The sequence below is a fragment of the Enterobacter sp. V89_11 genome (assembly GCF_029967775.1).
GTDB lineage: Bacteria > Pseudomonadota > Gammaproteobacteria > Enterobacterales > Enterobacteriaceae > Enterobacter > Enterobacter ludwigii.
Window position 1 is genome coordinate 144,019 of record NZ_JASCAN010000024.1, and the last position, 17,899, is coordinate 161,917.

The 17,899-nt window shown below is 55.1% G+C and carries 18 protein-coding genes and 1 pseudogene; 11 read left to right on the plus strand and 8 right to left on the minus strand.

What is annotated here, in order from left to right; all coding sequences use genetic code 11:
* The first annotated feature begins 2 nt into the window (after positions 1-2).
* Complete coding sequence (locus tag QLG09_RS18035; protein ID WP_020885345.1) at positions 3-1,016, plus strand: OmpG porin family protein; 1,014 nt, start codon at positions 3-5, stop codon at positions 1,014-1,016.
* Between the two features lie 108 nt (positions 1,017-1,124).
* Positions 1,125-2,075, plus strand: coding sequence for an aminoimidazole riboside kinase (locus tag QLG09_RS18040; protein ID WP_049023631.1), 951 nt, complete (start codon positions 1,125-1,127; stop codon positions 2,073-2,075).
* A gap of 271 nt (positions 2,076-2,346) precedes the next feature.
* On the opposite strand, the gene guaD is transcribed toward QLG09_RS18040, so the two are convergent.
* The 5 genes and pseudogenes from guaD to trpS form a co-directional block, all read right to left on the minus strand.
* Positions 2,347-3,726, minus strand: a complete 1,380-nt coding sequence (gene guaD / locus QLG09_RS18045; RefSeq protein WP_049023630.1) for a guanine deaminase — start codon at positions 3,724-3,726, stop codon at positions 2,347-2,349.
* 61 nt (positions 3,727-3,787) lie between these two features.
* Positions 3,788-4,234: a hypothetical protein gene (locus QLG09_RS18050; RefSeq protein ID WP_044858805.1), complete on the minus strand. Its 447-nt coding sequence runs from the start codon at positions 4,232-4,234 to the stop codon at positions 3,788-3,790.
* 401 nt (positions 4,235-4,635) lie between these two features.
* A complete protein-coding gene (locus QLG09_RS22400; protein WP_049023629.1) occupies positions 4,636-4,974 on the minus strand; it encodes a hypothetical protein in 339 nt (112 codons plus the stop codon).
* A 40-nt stretch (positions 4,975-5,014) separates the two neighbouring features.
* Positions 5,015-5,182 (minus strand): annotated as a pseudogene (locus tag QLG09_RS18055) (hypothetical protein); the annotation flags it as partial.
* 173 nt (positions 5,183-5,355) lie between these two features.
* On the minus strand, positions 5,356-6,360 hold the full coding sequence (trpS, locus tag QLG09_RS18060; RefSeq protein ID WP_049023628.1) for a tryptophan--tRNA ligase: 1,005 nt from the start codon (positions 6,358-6,360) through the stop codon (positions 5,356-5,358).
* Positions 6,361-6,559: 199 nt separating this feature from the next.
* On the opposite strand from trpS, the gene fosA reads away from it, so the two are divergent.
* Positions 6,560-6,985: a FosA/FosA2 family fosfomycin resistance glutathione transferase gene (gene fosA, locus QLG09_RS18065; RefSeq protein WP_049023721.1), complete on the plus strand. Its 426-nt coding sequence runs from the start codon at positions 6,560-6,562 to the stop codon at positions 6,983-6,985.
* Here fosA and QLG09_RS18070 read toward each other — a convergent pair.
* Positions 6,971-7,978: a LacI family DNA-binding transcriptional regulator gene (locus tag QLG09_RS18070; RefSeq protein WP_049023626.1), complete on the minus strand. Its 1,008-nt coding sequence runs from the start codon at positions 7,976-7,978 to the stop codon at positions 6,971-6,973. The two genes, fosA and QLG09_RS18070, sit on opposite strands and share 15 nt — an antisense overlap.
* Before the next feature lie 185 nt (positions 7,979-8,163).
* Between QLG09_RS18070 and QLG09_RS18075 the strand changes: the two genes are divergently transcribed.
* Both QLG09_RS18075 and QLG09_RS18080 read left to right on the plus strand, forming a co-directional pair.
* Positions 8,164-9,252 carry a cellulase family glycosylhydrolase gene (locus QLG09_RS18075; RefSeq protein WP_049023625.1) on the plus strand — a complete coding sequence of 363 codons (1,089 nt, stop codon included), beginning with the start codon at positions 8,164-8,166 and terminating at the stop codon, positions 9,250-9,252.
* Between the two features lie 45 nt (positions 9,253-9,297).
* The gene (locus tag QLG09_RS18080) at positions 9,298-10,692 is read left to right on the plus strand and encodes an MFS transporter (RefSeq protein WP_228176100.1); all 1,395 of its coding nucleotides are present in this window, start codon (positions 9,298-9,300) and stop codon (positions 10,690-10,692) included.
* A 33-nt stretch (positions 10,693-10,725) separates the two neighbouring features.
* Here the strand turns inward: QLG09_RS18080 and QLG09_RS18085 are convergent, their stop codons facing one another.
* On the minus strand, positions 10,726-11,112 hold the full coding sequence (locus QLG09_RS18085) for a VOC family protein (protein ID WP_282489233.1): 387 nt from the start codon (positions 11,110-11,112) through the stop codon (positions 10,726-10,728).
* 93 nt (positions 11,113-11,205) lie between these two features.
* Between QLG09_RS18085 and QLG09_RS18090 the strand changes: the two genes are divergently transcribed.
* From QLG09_RS18090 to QLG09_RS18100, 3 genes are all read left to right on the plus strand, one after another.
* Positions 11,206-11,976 (plus strand): DeoR/GlpR family DNA-binding transcription regulator, encoded by a 771-nt coding sequence (locus QLG09_RS18090; RefSeq protein ID WP_020885337.1) that lies wholly within the window; start codon positions 11,206-11,208, stop codon positions 11,974-11,976.
* Positions 11,977-12,039: 63 nt separating this feature from the next.
* Positions 12,040-12,642 carry an ATP-dependent Clp protease proteolytic subunit gene (locus tag QLG09_RS18095; protein ID WP_014168451.1) on the plus strand — a complete coding sequence of 201 codons (603 nt, stop codon included), beginning with the start codon at positions 12,040-12,042 and terminating at the stop codon, positions 12,640-12,642.
* Positions 12,643-12,757: 115 nt separating this feature from the next.
* Positions 12,758-13,879 (plus strand): cupin domain-containing protein, encoded by a 1,122-nt coding sequence (locus QLG09_RS18100; RefSeq protein WP_025205676.1) that lies wholly within the window; start codon positions 12,758-12,760, stop codon positions 13,877-13,879.
* A 38-nt stretch (positions 13,880-13,917) separates the two neighbouring features.
* Here QLG09_RS18100 and QLG09_RS18105 read toward each other — a convergent pair whose 3' ends face one another.
* Entirely contained in the window at positions 13,918-14,112 is a 195-nt protein-coding gene (locus tag QLG09_RS18105) for a DUF2767 family protein (protein WP_020885335.1), read from the minus strand.
* Between the two features lie 229 nt (positions 14,113-14,341).
* On the opposite strand from QLG09_RS18105, the gene QLG09_RS18110 reads away from it, so the two are divergent.
* The 3 genes from QLG09_RS18110 (at position 14,342) to foxA (ending at position 17,897) form a co-directional block, all read left to right on the plus strand.
* On the plus strand, positions 14,342-14,575 hold the full coding sequence (locus QLG09_RS18110) for a DUF2171 domain-containing protein (protein ID WP_020885334.1): 234 nt from the start codon (positions 14,342-14,344) through the stop codon (positions 14,573-14,575).
* Positions 14,576-14,713: 138 nt separating this feature from the next.
* Complete coding sequence (locus QLG09_RS18115) at positions 14,714-15,667, plus strand: AraC family transcriptional regulator (protein WP_047743305.1); 954 nt, start codon at positions 14,714-14,716, stop codon at positions 15,665-15,667.
* Positions 15,668-15,788: 121 nt separating this feature from the next.
* Positions 15,789-17,897, plus strand: coding sequence for a ferrioxamine B receptor FoxA (gene foxA, locus QLG09_RS18120; protein ID WP_282489263.1), 2,109 nt, complete (start codon positions 15,789-15,791; stop codon positions 17,895-17,897).
* Positions 17,898-17,899 lie beyond the last annotated feature (2 nt).

The window sequence follows — 17,899 nt, forward strand, 5'->3', positions numbered from 1 at the left end:
TTATGAAAAACTATCATGCCCTGTCTGTTATTTTTGCTCTTCTGTTTCCCGCGCTGGCGAATGCGAGCATGAGCATCATGAAGGACCCCTCGGGAAAGGTTGTTGCCGTGGACCCGTGGTCCTATCTGGACGAAGAGGTTATGTGGACCTCAGCCCGCTCCTCCAATCCTGCCGGTGGCCGCGTTCATGGCCAACTGAAGATGAAATATGCCATTGAGGACAATAACTGGCGTAACAGCCATTTCCACAACGGGAATGATTCACTGACGTTTGTACAAGGCGTGATGCGACACGATGCGTTACCCGGTTGGTATCTGGCTTTTTCTGAGGGCAGAACCACCCACTATAACGGGACGTGGGAGGATCAGTCTTACCTTAGTCAAAACCAGTGGACTCAGTTGATCATCGGCCATGAATATTTTTATAAACGTCTGCGCTATGGCTGGGATGTTATGGGTGGAAGCGCCTCAATCGAGGACCGCTGGCAAGGCCGCGTTAAGTTCTTTACCGATCTTCGGGTTACGGACAATTTCTCATTCTTTAACTATTTGTATCAGCAGATCGATCACCGCCGCAGCGGTGGATCGCAAAATGACCGCGACGTGCGCTCATTTCAGATTGAGCCTGGCGTGCAATATATTATTAATAACACCACCGGCGTCTGGTTCCGCCAGCAATTTGCCTCTGCCATTTTAGACAGGGCGCAGTGGGGCGATATTGACGAAAAAAGCTGGACCACGTCTGTCGGCGTCTGGCGCAACTGGGGGAAATTATCCACAACGCTCAGCGGCGGGTATGGCCATTATAAGAAATACAATGCGCAGCCTGAAGATGGCGAAGTCTTCCAGAATACCCGCAACCGCTTCCTGAAGGTATCGGCGAATTATCCTTTAACCTCTCGTTTTACCGTGTCGGGAGAAGTTACTGGCTCGTTGATAAAACAGGACGGAAGCTGGGTAACCCACGGTGAGGCTGTTACCACCGAATATAAGCTGATGCTGGATTATAACTTTTAACCCGTATGCCTGGATAATCCATGGCACCTGTTCACGCTTAAGCACTATTAAAAAAGTGACCTTCCCGCAGGTCACATTTAAAAAGTTAATTATTATTGAGGAAATGTCATGAATATCTGGACTCTTGGCGATGCAGTGGTGGATCTTCTACCGCTTTCAGACATGCAATATCAGGCCTGCGCAGGAGGTGCCCCGTTCAATGTGGCAATTGGCGCTGCGCGTCTGGGCTGCCAGAGTGGTTTTATTGGCCGGGTCGGTGAGGATGACTTTGGTTATTTTCTGAAGAAAACGCTGTCTGACGCAGGCGTTTCAACCGAAAGTCTGCAGTTGGATAATCAGCACAGAACCAGCACGGTATTGGTCTCTCTGGGCCGCGCTGGCGAGCGTGGATTTACGTTTTTAACCAACCCTTCCGCGGATCAATTTTTAACGCCCGATGCGCTGCCCGGTTTTAGCGACGATATTCTGCACTTCTGCTCTCTGGCCCTGGTCGCCGAAACGTGTCGTCATACGCTCGTCACCGCCATCAGCCATGTAAAACAGCGTGGGGGGTTACTGAGTTTCGACGTGAATTTACGGGAGCAAATGTGGCCCGATAAGCATGAAATGCTCGAGACGGTGCGTCATTTCGCCGCCCAGGCCGACATTCTTAAATTCTCGGAAGAAGAGTGGCACTGGATGACCGGCTCTCACGATTTTTCCCATGCGCTTAATGCTCTCAATGCTCTGCCCGCGCAACTCAAAGTCGTGACTTACGGTGAGCAAGGTGCCATGGTGCTGTGGCGCGACAGCGTTATTCATTTCGACGGTTATACCGTCAACAGTATTGATACAACCGGGGCTGGCGACGCGTTTGTCGCAGGGTTGCTGGCCTGGATTGCACATCGCGGGATGCCGCAGAATGTTGAACAACTCCACCAGTCCATGGCTCAGGCCAGCGCCTGCGGTGCCCTCGCGACAACGCGCAAAGGGGCGCTGACCGCGCTACCTGATACCAACGCGCTCAATACCTTTATCACTCGATTCTCGCTACCGGATTACGAGGTGAAAAAGGGCTAAACAGGGTGAGAACATGTTTGGCTGGCGCGCGCATTTTCGTGCAGACGTGTACTCAAGTCATTTCAAACTTAGCAGGGAAGATGACAATGGCCGAACACGGGGGGCAAACAGGTCGCTGCAAAACTTCAGCTCCCCGCTTGCTGGTTCAGCCATGCGGAGAATCCCTGCTTCGTGTTTACACCAGGTTCGCTTCGGGCATACCTCTCCCTGAGAAAAGAAAGCATTTCACAGGGAGCCACGATGATGCCGCAGACGGTGCCGCTGTATGATCTTACTGAACTTTCACGGCTTTTCCGTCTACCCAGACACGGCTGATGTTATTTCGCCTGGCGTTAAAGATGATTTTTTGCAGTTTATCTTCAGGCTGGTCTTCAGCAGGATGAATATAAATATCGCTTCCTGCAGCCCGGGTATCGATAACGATGGCATCGAACTGGTATCCGACCTCCAGCTTTCCTACAGGCAGCTCAAGCACGCCACCCGCACCGGCTGTCGCCAACCAGAATGCTTCCTTGAAGCTGACTGCCGAGCCTGGTCTGCCGCGGTGTTCCGGTTTGATACGGGCATCGACGCCATCATTCAGGGCTTTACTGGCGGTGATGGCATGGCGGCAGGCATCAAATACCGAGGGGCTATGGCCACCGGCAATATCGGTGCCTAACCCGACGTTCAGTCCACGGTCCAGCATTGCTCGCAGAGGGAATACTGCATTGGCAAAATAGAAATTTGAAAGGGGGCAGTGCGCGACGCCAGCCCCCGTTTTCTTAATCAGGTCAGCATCGTCATCTTCAATGTGGTTTGAATGCGCGAGGATGGTTTTTTGGGTCAACAGGCCAAAATCACGCAGCGCCACGGTGTCCGTTTTCCCCAGGCGTTCTTTAACGTAACCATGTTCCCAGTCACTTTCTGAGCAATGGGTTTGCACGTGGCAGCCTGTTTCTCTCGCCACTGTGCCCAGTCTTTTCAGCAGGTCGTCCGTGCAGGAGGGAATAAACCGCGGGGTGATAACCGGGAGCACACGTTTTGCCGTATTACCGGGTAACTCTGCGACAGCGCGAATAAATGCACGCGTTTCCGCCTCGGCCGATGCCGCCGTTTCGTCCCGATAATAGTCAGGGCACTGGGAGGGATCGTCCATCGCGACGCGGCCCACCAGGGCGCGCTGCCCCTGGGCCAGACATATGCGGGCCAACTCGACGCTGCTTTCAGTGTGCAGGGTGGCGAAGTAGACGGCGGTGGTTGTGCCGTTCGCCAACAACGCGCTGACCAGTTCTGTATAATTTCGGCGGGCAAAATCGACGTCGGCGTATCGGGCTTCCAGCGGGAACGTGTAGTCATTCAGCCACTTCTCAAGCGGTTTATCCAGCGCCTTGCCCATCTGAGGCCACTGCGGGGCGTGGACATGCAAATCGATCAGGCCGGGAAGAAGATACTGGTCAGAAGAGAGTTCAGTGAGCTTACCCGCTTTACAGGCGGCGTCACGTACGTGCCGGAACGCGCCATCGTTATGTTGAATAATATCCACAATGGTGCCGCTACCGTCGATACAGAACAGCGTGTCGGTGAAGTGAATTACATTTTCCTTTGATTTTGCCGTATAGCCCTGCGCGCTAACAACCCGTTGCCAGGGGAATGCGTGGTAGGTGTTCATCTGTTTGTCCTTTTTCACGGTTATGCTGAAGAGAAAATGTCCCGGATAGCAGTAGGTTTTTTCAGGTCGCAGGATCCTGCACTATCCAGACCCCCGTGTTTTGCCTGATATCCGGTTTAATGGCGCCCTGACGCTGGTTGTAGACAAAGGTGCCGGTGCTGTCGCTAAGGCAGACGAGCGTGAGGGTAAACAGCGTCGTCTGGCCCTGAAAATCCTCCTCTGCTTCCAGAACGCCTACGCTGTGTGCCAGGCCTGTTTGGCTTTTAAAAACTTCATAACGGTATTTCCCTTGCACCTTATCGCCTGTGCGCAAGATATGGCTGGTATACGTATCGTCAGTGAACTCCAGCCGGAGCAGGCTATCGGCATTGGGGTTTTGCACAGACCATAGCGGACCCGTTTTATTGATAAAGATTTTGCCGGAGAGCGTCTCCGGTACGTTGCAGGTCGCCTGAGCAAATAGCGGAAGCGCCAGCAGTACTGAAAGTAATGTTATCCTGAGTTTCATCTTATTTGTCCATATCTTTGCCGGAGGAGAGGTAGGGTATCTTCCGTGCATTCATTTTTATTCGTTAAAAATCCTGGCACAAAAATGAAATACATCAATAAATCGAAAGGTTAATAAGATGGCGAAAGTTGAGGCTATCAAAGAGATAGCAATGATTTATTACGCTGGACATGCTTTATAAGCCGAAGGGTGAATGCGGTAGTGTGTCTGGCAGGGCATGATTAAGCAAAATGGCGAAACGAATGTTGTCTTATTGTCGGTTTGAATGGCTTTTTTATCGCGGTATTTTTCATATACTTCGTGTTGTGGTGAATCCCCCTGTGCGGTGGGGCATAATTTATAGGTTAACGTCATTATGCGGGCTTTGCTCACCGGGAGGCACCCGGCACCACACTGTTCTATTAAATGTTTATAAAAGAAGGTAGATATAACATCGCCACGACCCATATGAATAAGCCAGGGATTTTCAAAGGCCACGGCTCAAGGATAGCTATGCAAGCAAATGCACCTACCACGAGCAGAGGGCCTGATAACACGTTAAGGATCCCACCTAAAGTAAGTCTCTTTCCTGGCAGTAATCTATTGAGTACTAATGAAATAATGTAAGCACTCATAGTAATGATGGAAAAGGCGATTGTTTTATCATGCCATGTGTCGAATTCAATCCAGCAAAGACTATAGGCAAAAATTAAATATGAGCAAAGAAGCAGGTTTATAATTGGGATGGTAAACTTACTCATATGACCCTGCCGTAGTGTTTGTTTTTGGTTTTTCTATTGTTATTTTCTCAGTCTTGCGTGTATATCGTGTGTCCGTGTCAACGATACCATAAACCCGATATCCATAATCTAACGGTACAGATAGCCCTCCATTTATAAGCCCAGTCACGGTATCAGGCGAGGAGATTATATTGCATAATCTCCTCGCGATATCTTCTACGTCAGCCATAGTATCTCTTTAAATCTGTTATAAAGAGTAATATCAATGTGATATTAATGCAATTAAAGCAATTTATATAATCTACACAAGAAATTAAGAATTATTAGGGGCATTAATATTATCTTAAATGAGACAATAAGCGGTTTCATGCCAATCCCACGCACTCCACCGCTCAAACTAACTTAACTAAACACTGGCACCCCCAGCCCAACCTTCACCTCCCTCAGCGTTCCCTGCGTCACCGCCTGCGCCCGTTCCGTGCCGCGCTTCAGCATCGCCATCAACTCCCCTTTATCCTGCATGTACATCGCCCTCCGTTCCCGCATCGGTGCAATCAGCTCCTGCAGGCACGCCTCCAGCTCCTTCTTGCATGCCCGGTCACCCAGTCCGCCCGCCTGATAATGCGCCTTCATCGCTGCCACTTTCGCTTTGTCCGGATGAAACGCGTCGAGGTAGGTAAACACCACGTTTCCCTCAATCTGCCCCGGGTCGCTCACCTTCAGGTGGTTCGGGTCGGTGTACATGGCACTGACCGCACGGTGAATCGTCTCTTCACTGGCAGAAAGGTGTAGGGTGTTGCCCAGTGATTTCGACATCTTGGCGCTGCCGTCGATGCCGGGCAGGCGGCCGGTGTCGCTGAGCATCGCTTTGCAGTGGCGCAGCACCGGGGCAGGCAACAGGCTGTTCATCTTGTGCACAATCTCATTGGTCTGCTCAATCATCGGCAGCTGGTCGTCGCCGACGGGGACGCACTCGGCTTTGAACGCAGTGATGTCCGCCGCCTGGCTGATGGGGTAGGCCATAAAACCGACAGGCAGCGAGCGGGCAAAGCCTTTCTGCGCAATCTCATTTTTCACCGTCGGGTTACGCTCGACGCGGGCGACGGTGACGATATTCATATACAACATTGTCAGCTCGGCGAGAGCGGGAAGGGCGGACTGCAGGCAGAGTGTCGTCAGGTTCGGGTCGATGCCGGCGGCGAGGTAGTCGGCGAGCACTTCAGGGATGTTGTCGCGGATTTTTTGCGGGTTGCTGCCGTTGTCGGTCAGCCCCTGCAGGTCGGCAATCAAGACATACTGGTTATGCGTCTGCTGTAGCGCCACGCGCTGGCGCAGCGAACCGACGAAATGGCCCAGGTGCAGTGGGCCGGTTGGGCGGTCGCCGGTGAGGATGGTTTGAACGTTCATAAAGACTCCTTAATGTGCAAGTGCCGAAAGGGGTCTTAGAAATGTGAAAGCCGCCTTTCGGCGGCTATCTGAAAATGGGGAAAACTACTCCGTGCCGCCTTTAAGAAGGCAGCCACCAGCGGTTTACGGTGAGCACGGCGTGGTTTATGTTCATGAAGTTACCGTACCACGTCTGGCGCAAAAAACAAAAGGGCACGTCATGCTGCAATCACTCAACCATCTGACCCTCGCGGTCAGCGACCTGCAAAAAAGCGTCACCTTCTGGCACGAGCTGCTGGGGCTGACGCTGCACGCCCGCTGGAATACCGGGGCCTATCTTACCTGCGGCGATCTGTGGGTCTGCCTGTCGTATGACAAGGCGCGCGGTTACGTGCCGCCGCAGGAGAGCGACTATACCCACTACGCGTTTACCGTTGCGGCGGAAGATTTTGAACCGTTCTCGCACAAACTGGAGCAGGCAGGCGTTACCGTCTGGAAGCAGAACAAAAGTGAGGGGGCATCGTTCTATTTTCTCGACCCGGACGGGCACAAGCTGGAGCTGCACGTGGGCAGCCTCGCCGCGCGGCTGGCGGCGTGCCGGGAGAAACCCTATGCCGGAATGGTCTTCACCTCAGACGAGGCTTGATGTCCGTACCTTCAGCCTGCCCGCCAGCGTCACGTGGGTGGCGGCATCTTCCTGATTGCACAGGTATTCCACCGCCAGCCGTCCCAGTTCGCTGTAGGGGAGCTGGATACTGGTCAGCGGTGGGGTGAGTTGCTCGGAGATCTTCTGGTCGTCGTAGCCCGCCAGCAGCATATCCTGCGGGATGCGCACGCCGTTTACCGCCAGCGCCTGATAGCAGCCGATCGCCAGCCAGTCGCTGGCGCAGAAGATGGCGTCCGGGCGTTTGTCCAGCGCCAGCAGAGAGGTGGTGGCGGTAAAGGATTCGCTGAACTGCCAGTTGGTCTGGCGCACCAGACTCTCGTCACAGGCTAAACCGGCCTGCTGTAAGGCGGCCTGATAGCCGGCCAGCCGCTGGCGGGAGGCCTCCATCCAGCTCTCGCCGGTGATGTGGGCGATACGCGTTGCACCGCAGGTGATCAGGTGTTTGGTCACCTGGAAGGCGTTGGCGTAGTCGTCCGGAATAAACGACGGCAGCAGCGGCGAGCCGGGGTCGCGCTGATTGAGCAGCACCAGTGGAATGCGGGTGCAGTCCTGAAAAGCGGTCATGTCGACAAGCGTGGTAACGGGGGAGGCGAGGATGATCCCCACGCAGTTACGCTTCTCCAGCTGGCGGATAATGTTCAGCGCCAGCTCTACGTCATCACCGTAGTCGTACACCGTCAGCAGCGCTTCGTTGCGCCATGCGGCTTCCCGCGCCTGGCTGATGGCATCGATAAAGGGATCAAAGCTTTGCAGGGAACTTACCAGCAGGGCGATTTCCTCCTGGTTGCGCGGGGCGTGAATGGCAGGCAGGCGGTCATAACCGAGCTCGGTCGCCACGCCGATCACCCGCTGACGGGTCTCGTCACTGAGCTTGATGTTACGGGACTGGTTGAGCACCAGCGATACCGTCGCCTGCGACACCCCCGCCGCCCGCGCAATATCGTTCATCGTGACTTTTGTTTTTCGCTTCATCCGTCCTCTCCCTCTCGCGACACCGCATCATACCCTAACTGTTCGCTTACGCGCCGTCGATCACGTTTCTTATTCGCGCCTGCGTGAACTTTGTGAAGGCTGTCGCTTTTCGGAGCGTCATGAATTGCGCATTTATCCCGCAACTAATATTTATTAGCTAAATATTATCAGTAAGAGGACGCGTAATGAAAGAGCAGTGGAGCAGGGAGCAGGCACAGGCGTGGTATCAGCAAAAGGGCTGGCTGTGTGGGTTTAACTATTTACCGTCAACGGCGGTGAACTGGACCGATATCTGGCAGGAAGAGACCTTCGATGCCGATACCATTGACCGCGAACTGGGCTGGGCGGCGGAGGTGGGCTACAACACCCTGCGCATCAACCTGCCGTTTATTGTCTGGGAACACGACCGCGACGGCCTGATGGCGCGCATCGACGCGTTTCTGGCGATGGCCGACAGCCACGGGTTCAGCACCATGCTGACCCTGATGGACGACTGCGGTTTCTCCGGCGATGAACCGTATCTGGGGCCGCAAAAACCGCCGGTACCGGGCAAGCACAACAGCCAGGCGGCAGCGAGCCCGGGGCGCGATAAAGTCTGCGATCCCGACTGCTGGCCGCAGATTGAGCGCTATATCCGCGACGTTATCCGCCAGTTCCGCCACGATGAGCGCGTACTGCTGTGGGATCTGTATAACGAGCCGGGCAACCGCGGCATTTTTGCGACCGGTACGCAGGAGGTGCAGTACGACGCGAAGCTGGAGACCTGCGCGCATGAGCTGATGAAGCTGGCGTTCCGGTGGGTGCGTGAAGAGGATCCCACTCAGCCGCTCACCGTCTGCGCGTGGCGTCTGCCGGCGGAAGAGGAGGGCGAGACGTTTTATCAGCATCCGCTGGATCAAACCGCGCTGGCGCTATCCGACGTGGTGAGCTTCCACGCTTACACCAACACCGGACGCATGACCGCGATTATCCAGCAGCTGCAGGCGCTTGGGCGGCCAATCTTCTGCACCGAATGGCTGGCCCGCCACGTGGGCAGCACCCTCGAGGAGCAGCTTCCGTTGATGTACACGGCGAAGGTCGCGCCATATCAGTGGGGGCTGGTGCGCGGTAAAACCCAGACGTGGCTGCCGTGGCCGGTGGTGATGAAGGAGTCTACGGACTACTGCCGCCTCTGGTTCCACGACGTCTTTGAGGAGAACGGTATCCCGTTCTCGCGCAGTGAAATGGCCTTAATGAAGAAGCTCCGTAAGATCGCCCCGAAAGCGCAGGGCTAATAATATCGACCCGGCGGTCTGCCGCCGGGCAACCAGGTACGCACTATGGCAATGACAATGAAAATACCGTCTCGCGAGTTGTGGTCTTATTTTGGTTATGGATTAGGTCAGTGTTTTAGCTTTGGTTTAGTGGGTTCGTTTATTAACTATTTTTACACCGACGTGCTGGGGATTTCGGCGCTGGCGGCGAGTACTATCTTCCTGATTGCCCGCGCGTGGGATGCGGTTCACGACCCGCTATTTGCCAGCATAATGGACACCATTAACACCCGGTTCGGCAAGTTTCGCCACTTTTTGCTGATCGCCCCGTTACTCATTACCGGCGTCACGCTGCTGTCGTTCTATAAAATCGAAGCGGACATGACCACCAAAATTCTCTACGCCGGGGTGACGTACATTCTGTGGGGAACGCTGTACGCCATCTCTGATATCCCGTTCTGGTCGATGTCGTCGGTGATGACTAACGACTCCGGGCAGCGCACCCGCGCGGTGACGGCGGCCATGCTGGGGGTCAACGCCGGGATCGCCTGCGCCAACATTTTCTTCCCGAAACTGGCGGCGTTCTTCGCCCAGTACAGCAACGACAAAGGCTATTTTATGGCGGCGCTGGTGATGATGCTGGTCGGCCTGCCGCTGATGCTCAACGGCTTTATGCAGATTAAGGAGCGTGTGCCGCCGAGTCCGGAAAAGGTGACGATACGTGACACTTTCCATAACCTGCGCCAGAACAAGCCGCTGTTTATCGTTCTGCTGTCGTTCTTCTTCTGCGTGTTCCATAACGTGGCCGGCGGCCTCTACATCTACTTCTTTATCAACAATATGGGTGACGGCAGCCTGCAGATGGCGATCGGCGTGATGGGGATTATGGCGGCGGTGGTGTGTCTCGTCGCCCCGATGCTGACGCGCAAGATGCAGAAGCGGAAGCTGTTTATGATCCTCTGCGGGCTGGATGTGGCGGTACGCGTGGTGATGTGGTTTGTGGGCTATCAGCAGACGGCGATGCTGTTTATCCTGCTTGGCCTGAGTACGCTGTTCGTGATGATGTCCAACATTCTCACCTCGTCGATGATTGCCGACACCATCGAGTATGCGGAGTACCACACCCACAAGCGCTGTGCGGCGATCACCTTCTCCGGACAGACCTTTACCGGCAAGATGTCGGTGGCGGTCGGCGGTGGGCTAATCGGCGTGTTTCTGACGATGATCGGCTATGTCCCGCAGGCACAAACCCAGAGTGACGGCGTGCTGTCGGGGCTGTTCTTTGGTATCTGTCTGCTGCCCGCCATCGGCTCGCTGATCCGGCTTGGGTTTATGTCGCGCTTTACCTTTACCGAGGAGAAGCATGCGGAGATTTGCCGCCTGCTGGCGGAACGTCAGCACGAGAAAGCGCAGCAACGTGAGGACGAGGAAAATCTGGTGCGCCCGGCCACGGTGAATTAAACATTAACGCCTGCATGGCAGGCGTTATGTCTTTTACTCTCCTGTGAGCTCAATCCGGTTGCCGTCCGGGTCCGCAATCACTGCTTCATAAAACCCATCCCCGGTCATGCGGGGGGCGCTGAGCAGGGTGCCGTTTGACTGCGCCTGCGCCGCCATACGGTCCACCTCAGCCTGACTGCCGACGTGAATGGCGATATGCGCCCAGCCAATAAACTCCGGATAAGCCGGGGCGTCGGGCAGGTCCGGCACCGTCATCAGTTCAAGGGGTGGACCGCCATCCAGGGTAATAAAATGTGACGCAAAGCCCGGGCGATTTTTACTGAGGTAGCGTTCATTACGGCGTCCGCCAAAAACCGTTTCCCAGAACTGTACCTGTGCATCAAGGTGTCGGGTCCAGAGTGCAACGTGGGCAATGTTCATTGTTATCCTCGCGGTGAGTGCTGATTGACAGAGCACGCGCAGTGCAACATTATGCGCTTTGATGCTCGGTTTTGTTATTTTAAAGGACTTATAATGCTCGATTATGCTGCTTTTCCGGAGCAACGACAAGCGCTGATCCGTCAGATCCTTCAGGAGAGCGGAAGGGTGGTGTGCACCGAACTGGCGACACAAATGAAGGTCTCCGAGCACACCATTCGCCGTGATTTACATGAGCTTAGCAAAGAGGGCTTCTGTAAAAAGGTCTACGGTGGCGCGGTACTTCAGCTGCCGGATGCGGGGACATTTAGCCGCCGCGAGCAGGAAAACAGTGCACAAAAAGCCACAATCGCGCAGAAAGCGGCAACGCTGATCAAAGCAGGTGGCTGTATCTTTATGGATACGGGCACCACCAACCTGGCGCTGGCGAAAGCCCTTCCTGCCGAACTCAGCGTGACGGTGGTGACCAACTCCCCGGCCATCGCGACCGCGCTGCTGCAACATCCGCTGTGCGAGGTGATCATCACCGGCGGGCAGATCCAGCGGGCGTCCGGCGCGACGGTGGGTGCCACGGCTGCAAGCCAGCTTGAGGGGATTATCTTTGATCAGGCCTTTATCGGTGGCTGTGCGATGGATCCTGAGATGGGGCTGACCGGTTTTGATTTTGCCGATTGTGCGTTCAAAAAAGCGGTGATCGCCCAGAGCAACCAGACCATCGTGGCGTTGACTGCTGACAAGCTTCCCGGCGTGGCGCGCTTTGTCGTGGCAAAGAGCCGGGACATTGATGTGCTGGTGGTGGACGCGAATATTAAACAGGACGTTATCGACGCGTTTGCGGCGCAGGATGTTCGCATTGTGTGCGCCTGAGGACTTTGACCGGTAAAACAGGCTACACTCTGGTTTTGAGCGCTAAATGCTGAGGACATAACAATGCACTACACACTGAAAGAAGGCGATAAGGATAAAGCGGAAGGGTCAAACGGCGCGGGCGCGCTGCAGCAAAAACTGCTCGAGTCCCGCTCGATTGTTATCTCCGGTGAGATCAACCAGGAACTGGCGCAAAAAGTCATTACCCAACTGATCCTGCTGCAAAGCGTGAGCAACGATCCGATCAAGCTGTACATCAACAGCCAGGGTGGCCACGTGGAAGCGGGTGATACCATCCATGACTTCATCAAGTTCATCCGTCCGGACGTACACATCATCGGCACCGGCTGGGTGGCGAGCGCCGGGATCACCATCTTCCTGGCGGCGAAAAAAGAGCACCGCTACTCTCTGCCCAACACCCGCTTTATGATCCACCAGCCGCTGGGTGGCGTGCGTGGTCAGGCGACGGATATTGAGATTGAAGCGCGTGAGATCATCCGCATGCTGGATCGCGTGAACAAGCTGATCGCTGACGCCACCGGCCAGCCGCTGGAAAAAGTGAAAAAAGACACCGACCGCAACTTCTGGATGTCTCCGGCAGAAGCGCTGGACTACGGCATTGTGGGTAAACTGATTACGCATTATGACGATCTGAAGCTGGATTGATCCCTCAGGGCCGGACGTTTGCGCCGGCCTTCTCCTCTCGTTTGACCCATGACAAGTTCCCCCTTGACCGTCTCCCCTATAATCGCGCCTGTTTACCCTCTCACTGGTGCTACCCATGGCGTATCAACTGAACCTGAACTGGCCGGAATTTCTTGAAAAATACTGGCAGAAACAACCCGTAGTGCTGAAAAATGCCTTCCCTGATTTTGTCGACCCGATTACCCCGGACGAACTGGCAGGGCTGGCGATGGAGCCTGAAGTCGATAGCCGTCTGGTCAGCCATTCCAACGGTAAATGGCAGGCCAGCAATGGTCCGTTTGAGCACTTCGATGGCCTGGGCGAAACCGGCTGGTCGCTGCTGGCGCAGGCGGTAAACCACTGGCACATGCCTGCAGCGGAGCTGGTGCGCCCGTTCCGCGTCTTGCCAGACTGGCGTCTGGATGACCTGATGATCTCCTTCTCTGTCCCTGGCGGCGGCGTGGGCCCGCATATCGATCAGTACGATGTGTTTATCATTCAGGGGATGGGAAGCCGCCGCTGGCGCGTGGGTGACAAGCTGCCAATGCGCCAGTTCTGCCCGCATCCGGCTCTGCTGCACGTTGATCCGTTTGAGCCGATCATCGACGAAGATCTGGCCCCGGGCGATATCCTTTACATTCCACCAGGCTTCCCGCACGACGGCTTTACCCACGAAACGGCGCTCAACTACTCCGTCGGTTTCCGCGGGCCGAACGGCCGCGATCTGATCAGCAGCTTTGCCGATTACGCGCTGGAAAACGATCTGGGCGGCGAGCACTACAGCGATCCGGATCTGACCTGCCGCGAACACCCTGGACGCGTGGAACAGTACGAGCTGGATCGTATTCGCCAGATGATGATCGACATGATCAGCAAACCTGATGATTTCACAAAATGGTTCGGTAGCTTTGTCTCGACGCCGCGCCATGAGCTGGATATTGCCACCGCAGAACCGCCGTACACGGCAGAAGAAGTGCTTGATGCATTGCAGGGTGGCGAAACGCTGTCTCGCCTGAGTGGTCTGCGCGTGTTGAATATCAACGGCAGCGTCTTCATCAACAGCGAACTGCTGGAAACGGTAGATGCGAAGGCTGCGGACGTGCTGTGTCGCTACACGGAACTCGGCCAGGCTGAGCTGGGCGAGGCGCTGAACAATCCGGCGTTTATTGACGAACTGACCGGACTGATTAACCAGGGCTACTGGTTCTTCGACGAGTAACGGCTGGCGGCGTTTAGCCAGGCTAAACGCCGCCTCGTTCAGACCAGCATATTACAGGCTTTCCAGTAATTCAGGAGCCGCTCATCGTCGCGCTCCTTCTCTGCTTTTGTTTTCATCGCCTGCGCCAGATTTTCACGCGACAGCTCGTGGCCTTTTTGCACAATGTCTAAAACCGCTTCACCAAGAGCCAGTGAAATTTCTGTACGATTATTACGAATATTACGAATCGTCATTAATGCCTCCTCGTTGGTTGCGATAATGTAATTATGAAATAAAAAATAAACTGCGAGAATAATTCATCTTATTCTTATTTTTTCATTATGCTTCGCTATGCCTCGCGGTAGTCATAATATCCTGTTGTGTCAATGATGTTTCAAAATGCTAATAAGCGCCCGTAAGCCAAATTTATGCGCTACAGTTAATTCCGTGCAACGGCCAAATAACCAAAACGGGAGAATTATTATGGTAGATAAAAACGCAATTATGGATCACGCTCAGGTTGTCGCCAGCTGCGGAACACACGTCGGTGTTGTGGACCATCTGGATGGTGAGCGCATCAAGCTTGCGAAAAGCGATCCGGAATCCGGTGGGAAGCACCACTTTATACCGCTCGGTTGGGTGGACAAAGTGGATGATAATAAAGTTGTCCTGACCAAAAACCATAAAGAGGTTTTTGCTGAGTGGCAGCAAGCATAAATATATCTCTTTAACTGAAATATATTTCTTCGCTCCGGCTCAGACCGGAGCGTAATACGTTTTATGCCCAGTGATTGCTGCCACCACCAATGAATGGTACTGTTTCGTTTGTCCTTTCCCCGATGCAGGCACCGTCATATGCTCCAGCGTGAAAATAGATCAGCGAAACGCCTGTTTTTTGTTGAGGATTTTCAGATATTCGGCGAGCGCTACGGCATCGACTACCGGTTCCCGCAGTTAAAAGATGCGCAGGTCAACAACCGTGCCGTGTTGCAGGGGAATGTGGAAGAGATGACGCTTTCATCCGGCATTTCACTGACCCACTCCAACGTTCGCGTTTTACAACCTTACGAAACCACCTCTCGCCATAGCAGCCCACTCTATATGCTGGTGGTGCTGGAAGGGGGCGTCACGATCGCGCTTAATGGCGTTGAATATGTCGTACGATCCGGCATGGCCTTCAGCTCCCGCCTGAGTGAAGAGCAGATAATGTGCGCGCGTCACGATGCCGACAGCACGCTGAAAACGCTCTCGTTTGGCCTGTTCCCACACGATGCCAGGCGCGAGACCCTGCTTGAGTCGCTGCTCCAGGAATGGCAAAGCCTGAATGCGCCCACTCTGGTCTGGCACGTCCCTGAGTTTATCCTTGCGGGGATCCAGCATGCTCAGCAGCAGGGTCTAAGCGCGTTATCCCGTCAGCTGTTGCTGGAAGGGCTGATGTATCAGCTTCTGGGACAGGGTTTGGCGCAGCGCCAGCAATCCTTCCCGTGCCGGCCTGAGCATGCGCGTCTTGAACGCGTGCGCAGCAGGCTGGAACAGTCTCCGGAGCAGGATCATACTCTTGCGCAGCTGGCCGCCCTCGCCGCCATGAGCCCGAGCAGCCTGCGCAGCAAGTTTCGTCAACGCTACGGCTGCACCCTTTTCGATTACCTGCGTGAATGTCGGCTCGCGCTGGCGCGTCGCTATCTGCTTGAAGGCTATAGCGTGCAACAGGCGGCGTGGATGTGTGGCTATCAGCACGCCACCAATTTCGCTACCGCGTTTCGTCGCCATTACGGTATTGCACCGGGCGACGTGCGCAAACGCCGCTAACCTACTTTCTCTCTTCGCGCGAACGCAACCCGTGCGGTTTAGCACCGCGCATACGTATCCTGGCGGCGCGCATAGCTGTTTGCTCTCTCAAAAAGGTAATAATTCTTATTAACAATAAGAAATACCTTTGGAGAGGGTTATGTTTGCTAAGTCACGTCTGGCACTGCTGGTGGGATGGGTTACCGGTAGCGTCGCTTTTCCTTTACTGGCGCAGGATGCCCAAAAAACGGACACCGTTGTGGTCACGTCGCAGATGCAATCTGCTGCCACCAAGCTTGAAACGCCGGATATAGAGACTCCGCAGTCGGTCTCTATCGTTACCCGCGAGCAGTTTGAAGAGCAGGGCGCGACCAGCGTGCGCCAGGCGGTGAGTTACACGCCGGGGGTTTACAGCAACCAGATTGGCGCGTCAAACCGCTTCGACTACATGGTGCTGCGCGGTTTCTCCGACGGCAGTCTGGATAATGTCTACCTCGACGGCCTGAAGATGATGGGAGACACCAACTCTCACAGCTCGCTGGTGGTGGATCCCTGGTTCCTCGACAATATCGAGGTGGTGCGTGGCCCGGCCTCCGTGCTGTACGGCCGTTCATCGCCGGGCGGTATCGTGGCGCTGACCTCCCGCAAGCCGTCGTTCGATCCGGGTGGGGAGATTAAGCTATTTGCCGGGAACAATAACCAGCGCGGGGCGATGTTCGACGTCACCGGCCCGGTTGATGATAACGACCGCGTGGCGGTGCGCCTCAGCGGGATGACCCGCTATGCCGATTCCCAGTTTGATCCGCTGAAGGAAGAGCGCTACGCGCTGATGCCGAGCCTGACCTGGCGCATCACTGATAACACGCGTCTGGATCTGATGGCCTATCTGCACCGCGATCCGGAAGGGGGGAGCCACTCCGGCCTGCCTTATGACGGCACCGTGGTGCCGCATAACGGTAAGAAAATCACCAACACCTTCTTTGAAGGTGAGGATGACTACGACAAGTACGATCGTCGGGAAAACATGGTGGGCTACAACATTGAGCACATGTTCGACAGCGGCTGGACGGTGCGCCAGAAGCTGCGCTATCTGCACACCAAAGTGGAGCTGAATCAGGTATATGCCGCGGGCTGGCTGAACGATACCGAGCTCAACCGCGGCTATTCCGGTTCTGACGAGAAGATGAATGCCATCACGCTGGATAACCAGGTCGACGGCAGTTTCGATACCGGGGCAGTTAACCACCGCGTGCTGATCGGCCTGGATTATCAGGACCGTACCAATAACGTGACCGGCTACTACGGCGGTTTCCCGCCCATCGACGCGTTCCACCCGGTTTACGGTGCGAAACCGGATTACATCACCCAGTACAGCAAGGAAAAACATAAGCTGCGCCAGACCGGGTACTACCTGCAGGATCAGATGTCCATCGACCGCTGGCGCCTGACGCTGGGCGGGCGTTATGACCAGGTAAGCGTGTCGAACGTTGATAACGTTAACCATACCCGCAGCGACCTGGATAAGAACAACGTCAGCAGCCGCGCGGCGTTGCTGTATCTGTTTGATAACGGTGTCGCGCCGTACGTCAGCTACTCCACGGCCTTTACGCCGACCAGCTTCGCCGATGAGCAGGGCAACATTCTGGACCCGATGAAAGGCAAGCAGTTGGAAGCGGGCGTGAAGTATGAACCCGAGGGGATGAATAGCCAGTTCAGCGCCTCGGTGTTCCGCATCAACCAGAAGAATATCGCCACCAAAGAGGAGCCGACCGATCCGTACCGTTCCATCGGTGAGATCGAGTCCGAGGGCGTTGAGCTGGAAGCGGTGGGTCAACTGACCGACAGCCTGCGCATGCAGGCGGCGTACACCTATACCGACATTCGCTACAAGAAGAGCAGCCCGGAAGAGGAGGGCAAGCGCGCCGTCTATGCGCCGCGGAATATGGCCAGTGCCTGGCTCAGCTACGACGTGAAAACGGGCCCGATGGACGGTCTGACCGTCGGATCCGGCGTTCGTTACGTTAACGGCATTACCAGCGATCGCCAGAACACCCATACGCTGCCGTCGTATACGCTGGTGGATATGGTGGTGGGGTATGACCTGTCGAAGGTGGGGCTCACGGGCATGAGCGCGCAGCTGAACGTCAATAATCTGACCGATAAACGCTATGTGGCGGCGTGTAACTCGCTCTCCTACTGCTATTTCGGCGCGGAACGCAGTATCGTTGGCAGCGTTTCATGGACGTTTTGAGT

Excerpts from the sequence above, each read along its gene's own strand:
- QLG09_RS18035 (WP_020885345.1), top strand. The coding sequence starts at position 3 with ATGAAAAACTATCATGCCCTGTCTGTTATTTTTGCTCTTCTGTTTCCC.
- QLG09_RS18040 (WP_049023631.1), top strand. The coding sequence starts at position 1,125 with ATGAATATCTGGACTCTTGGCGATGCAGTGGTGGATCTTCTACCGCTT.
- guaD (WP_049023630.1), bottom strand. The coding sequence starts at position 3,726 with ATGAACACCTACCACGCATTCCCCTGGCAACGGGTTGTTAGCGCGCAG.
- QLG09_RS18050 (WP_044858805.1), bottom strand. The coding sequence starts at position 4,234 with ATGAAACTCAGGATAACATTACTTTCAGTACTGCTGGCGCTTCCGCTA.
- QLG09_RS22400 (WP_049023629.1), bottom strand. The coding sequence starts at position 4,974 with ATGAGTAAGTTTACCATCCCAATTATAAACCTGCTTCTTTGCTCATAT.
- trpS (WP_049023628.1), bottom strand. The coding sequence starts at position 6,360 with ATGAACGTTCAAACCATCCTCACCGGCGACCGCCCAACCGGCCCACTG.
- fosA (WP_049023721.1), top strand. The coding sequence starts at position 6,560 with ATGCTGCAATCACTCAACCATCTGACCCTCGCGGTCAGCGACCTGCAA.
- QLG09_RS18070 (WP_049023626.1), bottom strand. The coding sequence starts at position 7,978 with ATGAAGCGAAAAACAAAAGTCACGATGAACGATATTGCGCGGGCGGCG.
- QLG09_RS18075 (WP_049023625.1), top strand. The coding sequence starts at position 8,164 with ATGAAAGAGCAGTGGAGCAGGGAGCAGGCACAGGCGTGGTATCAGCAA.
- QLG09_RS18080 (WP_228176100.1), top strand. The coding sequence starts at position 9,298 with ATGGCAATGACAATGAAAATACCGTCTCGCGAGTTGTGGTCTTATTTT.
- QLG09_RS18085 (WP_282489233.1), bottom strand. The coding sequence starts at position 11,112 with ATGAACATTGCCCACGTTGCACTCTGGACCCGACACCTTGATGCACAG.
- QLG09_RS18090 (WP_020885337.1), top strand. The coding sequence starts at position 11,206 with ATGCTCGATTATGCTGCTTTTCCGGAGCAACGACAAGCGCTGATCCGT.
- QLG09_RS18095 (WP_014168451.1), top strand. The coding sequence starts at position 12,040 with ATGCACTACACACTGAAAGAAGGCGATAAGGATAAAGCGGAAGGGTCA.
- QLG09_RS18100 (WP_025205676.1), top strand. The coding sequence starts at position 12,758 with ATGGCGTATCAACTGAACCTGAACTGGCCGGAATTTCTTGAAAAATAC.
- QLG09_RS18105 (WP_020885335.1), bottom strand. The coding sequence starts at position 14,112 with ATGACGATTCGTAATATTCGTAATAATCGTACAGAAATTTCACTGGCT.
- QLG09_RS18110 (WP_020885334.1), top strand. The coding sequence starts at position 14,342 with ATGGTAGATAAAAACGCAATTATGGATCACGCTCAGGTTGTCGCCAGC.
- QLG09_RS18115 (WP_047743305.1), top strand. The coding sequence starts at position 14,714 with ATGCTCCAGCGTGAAAATAGATCAGCGAAACGCCTGTTTTTTGTTGAG.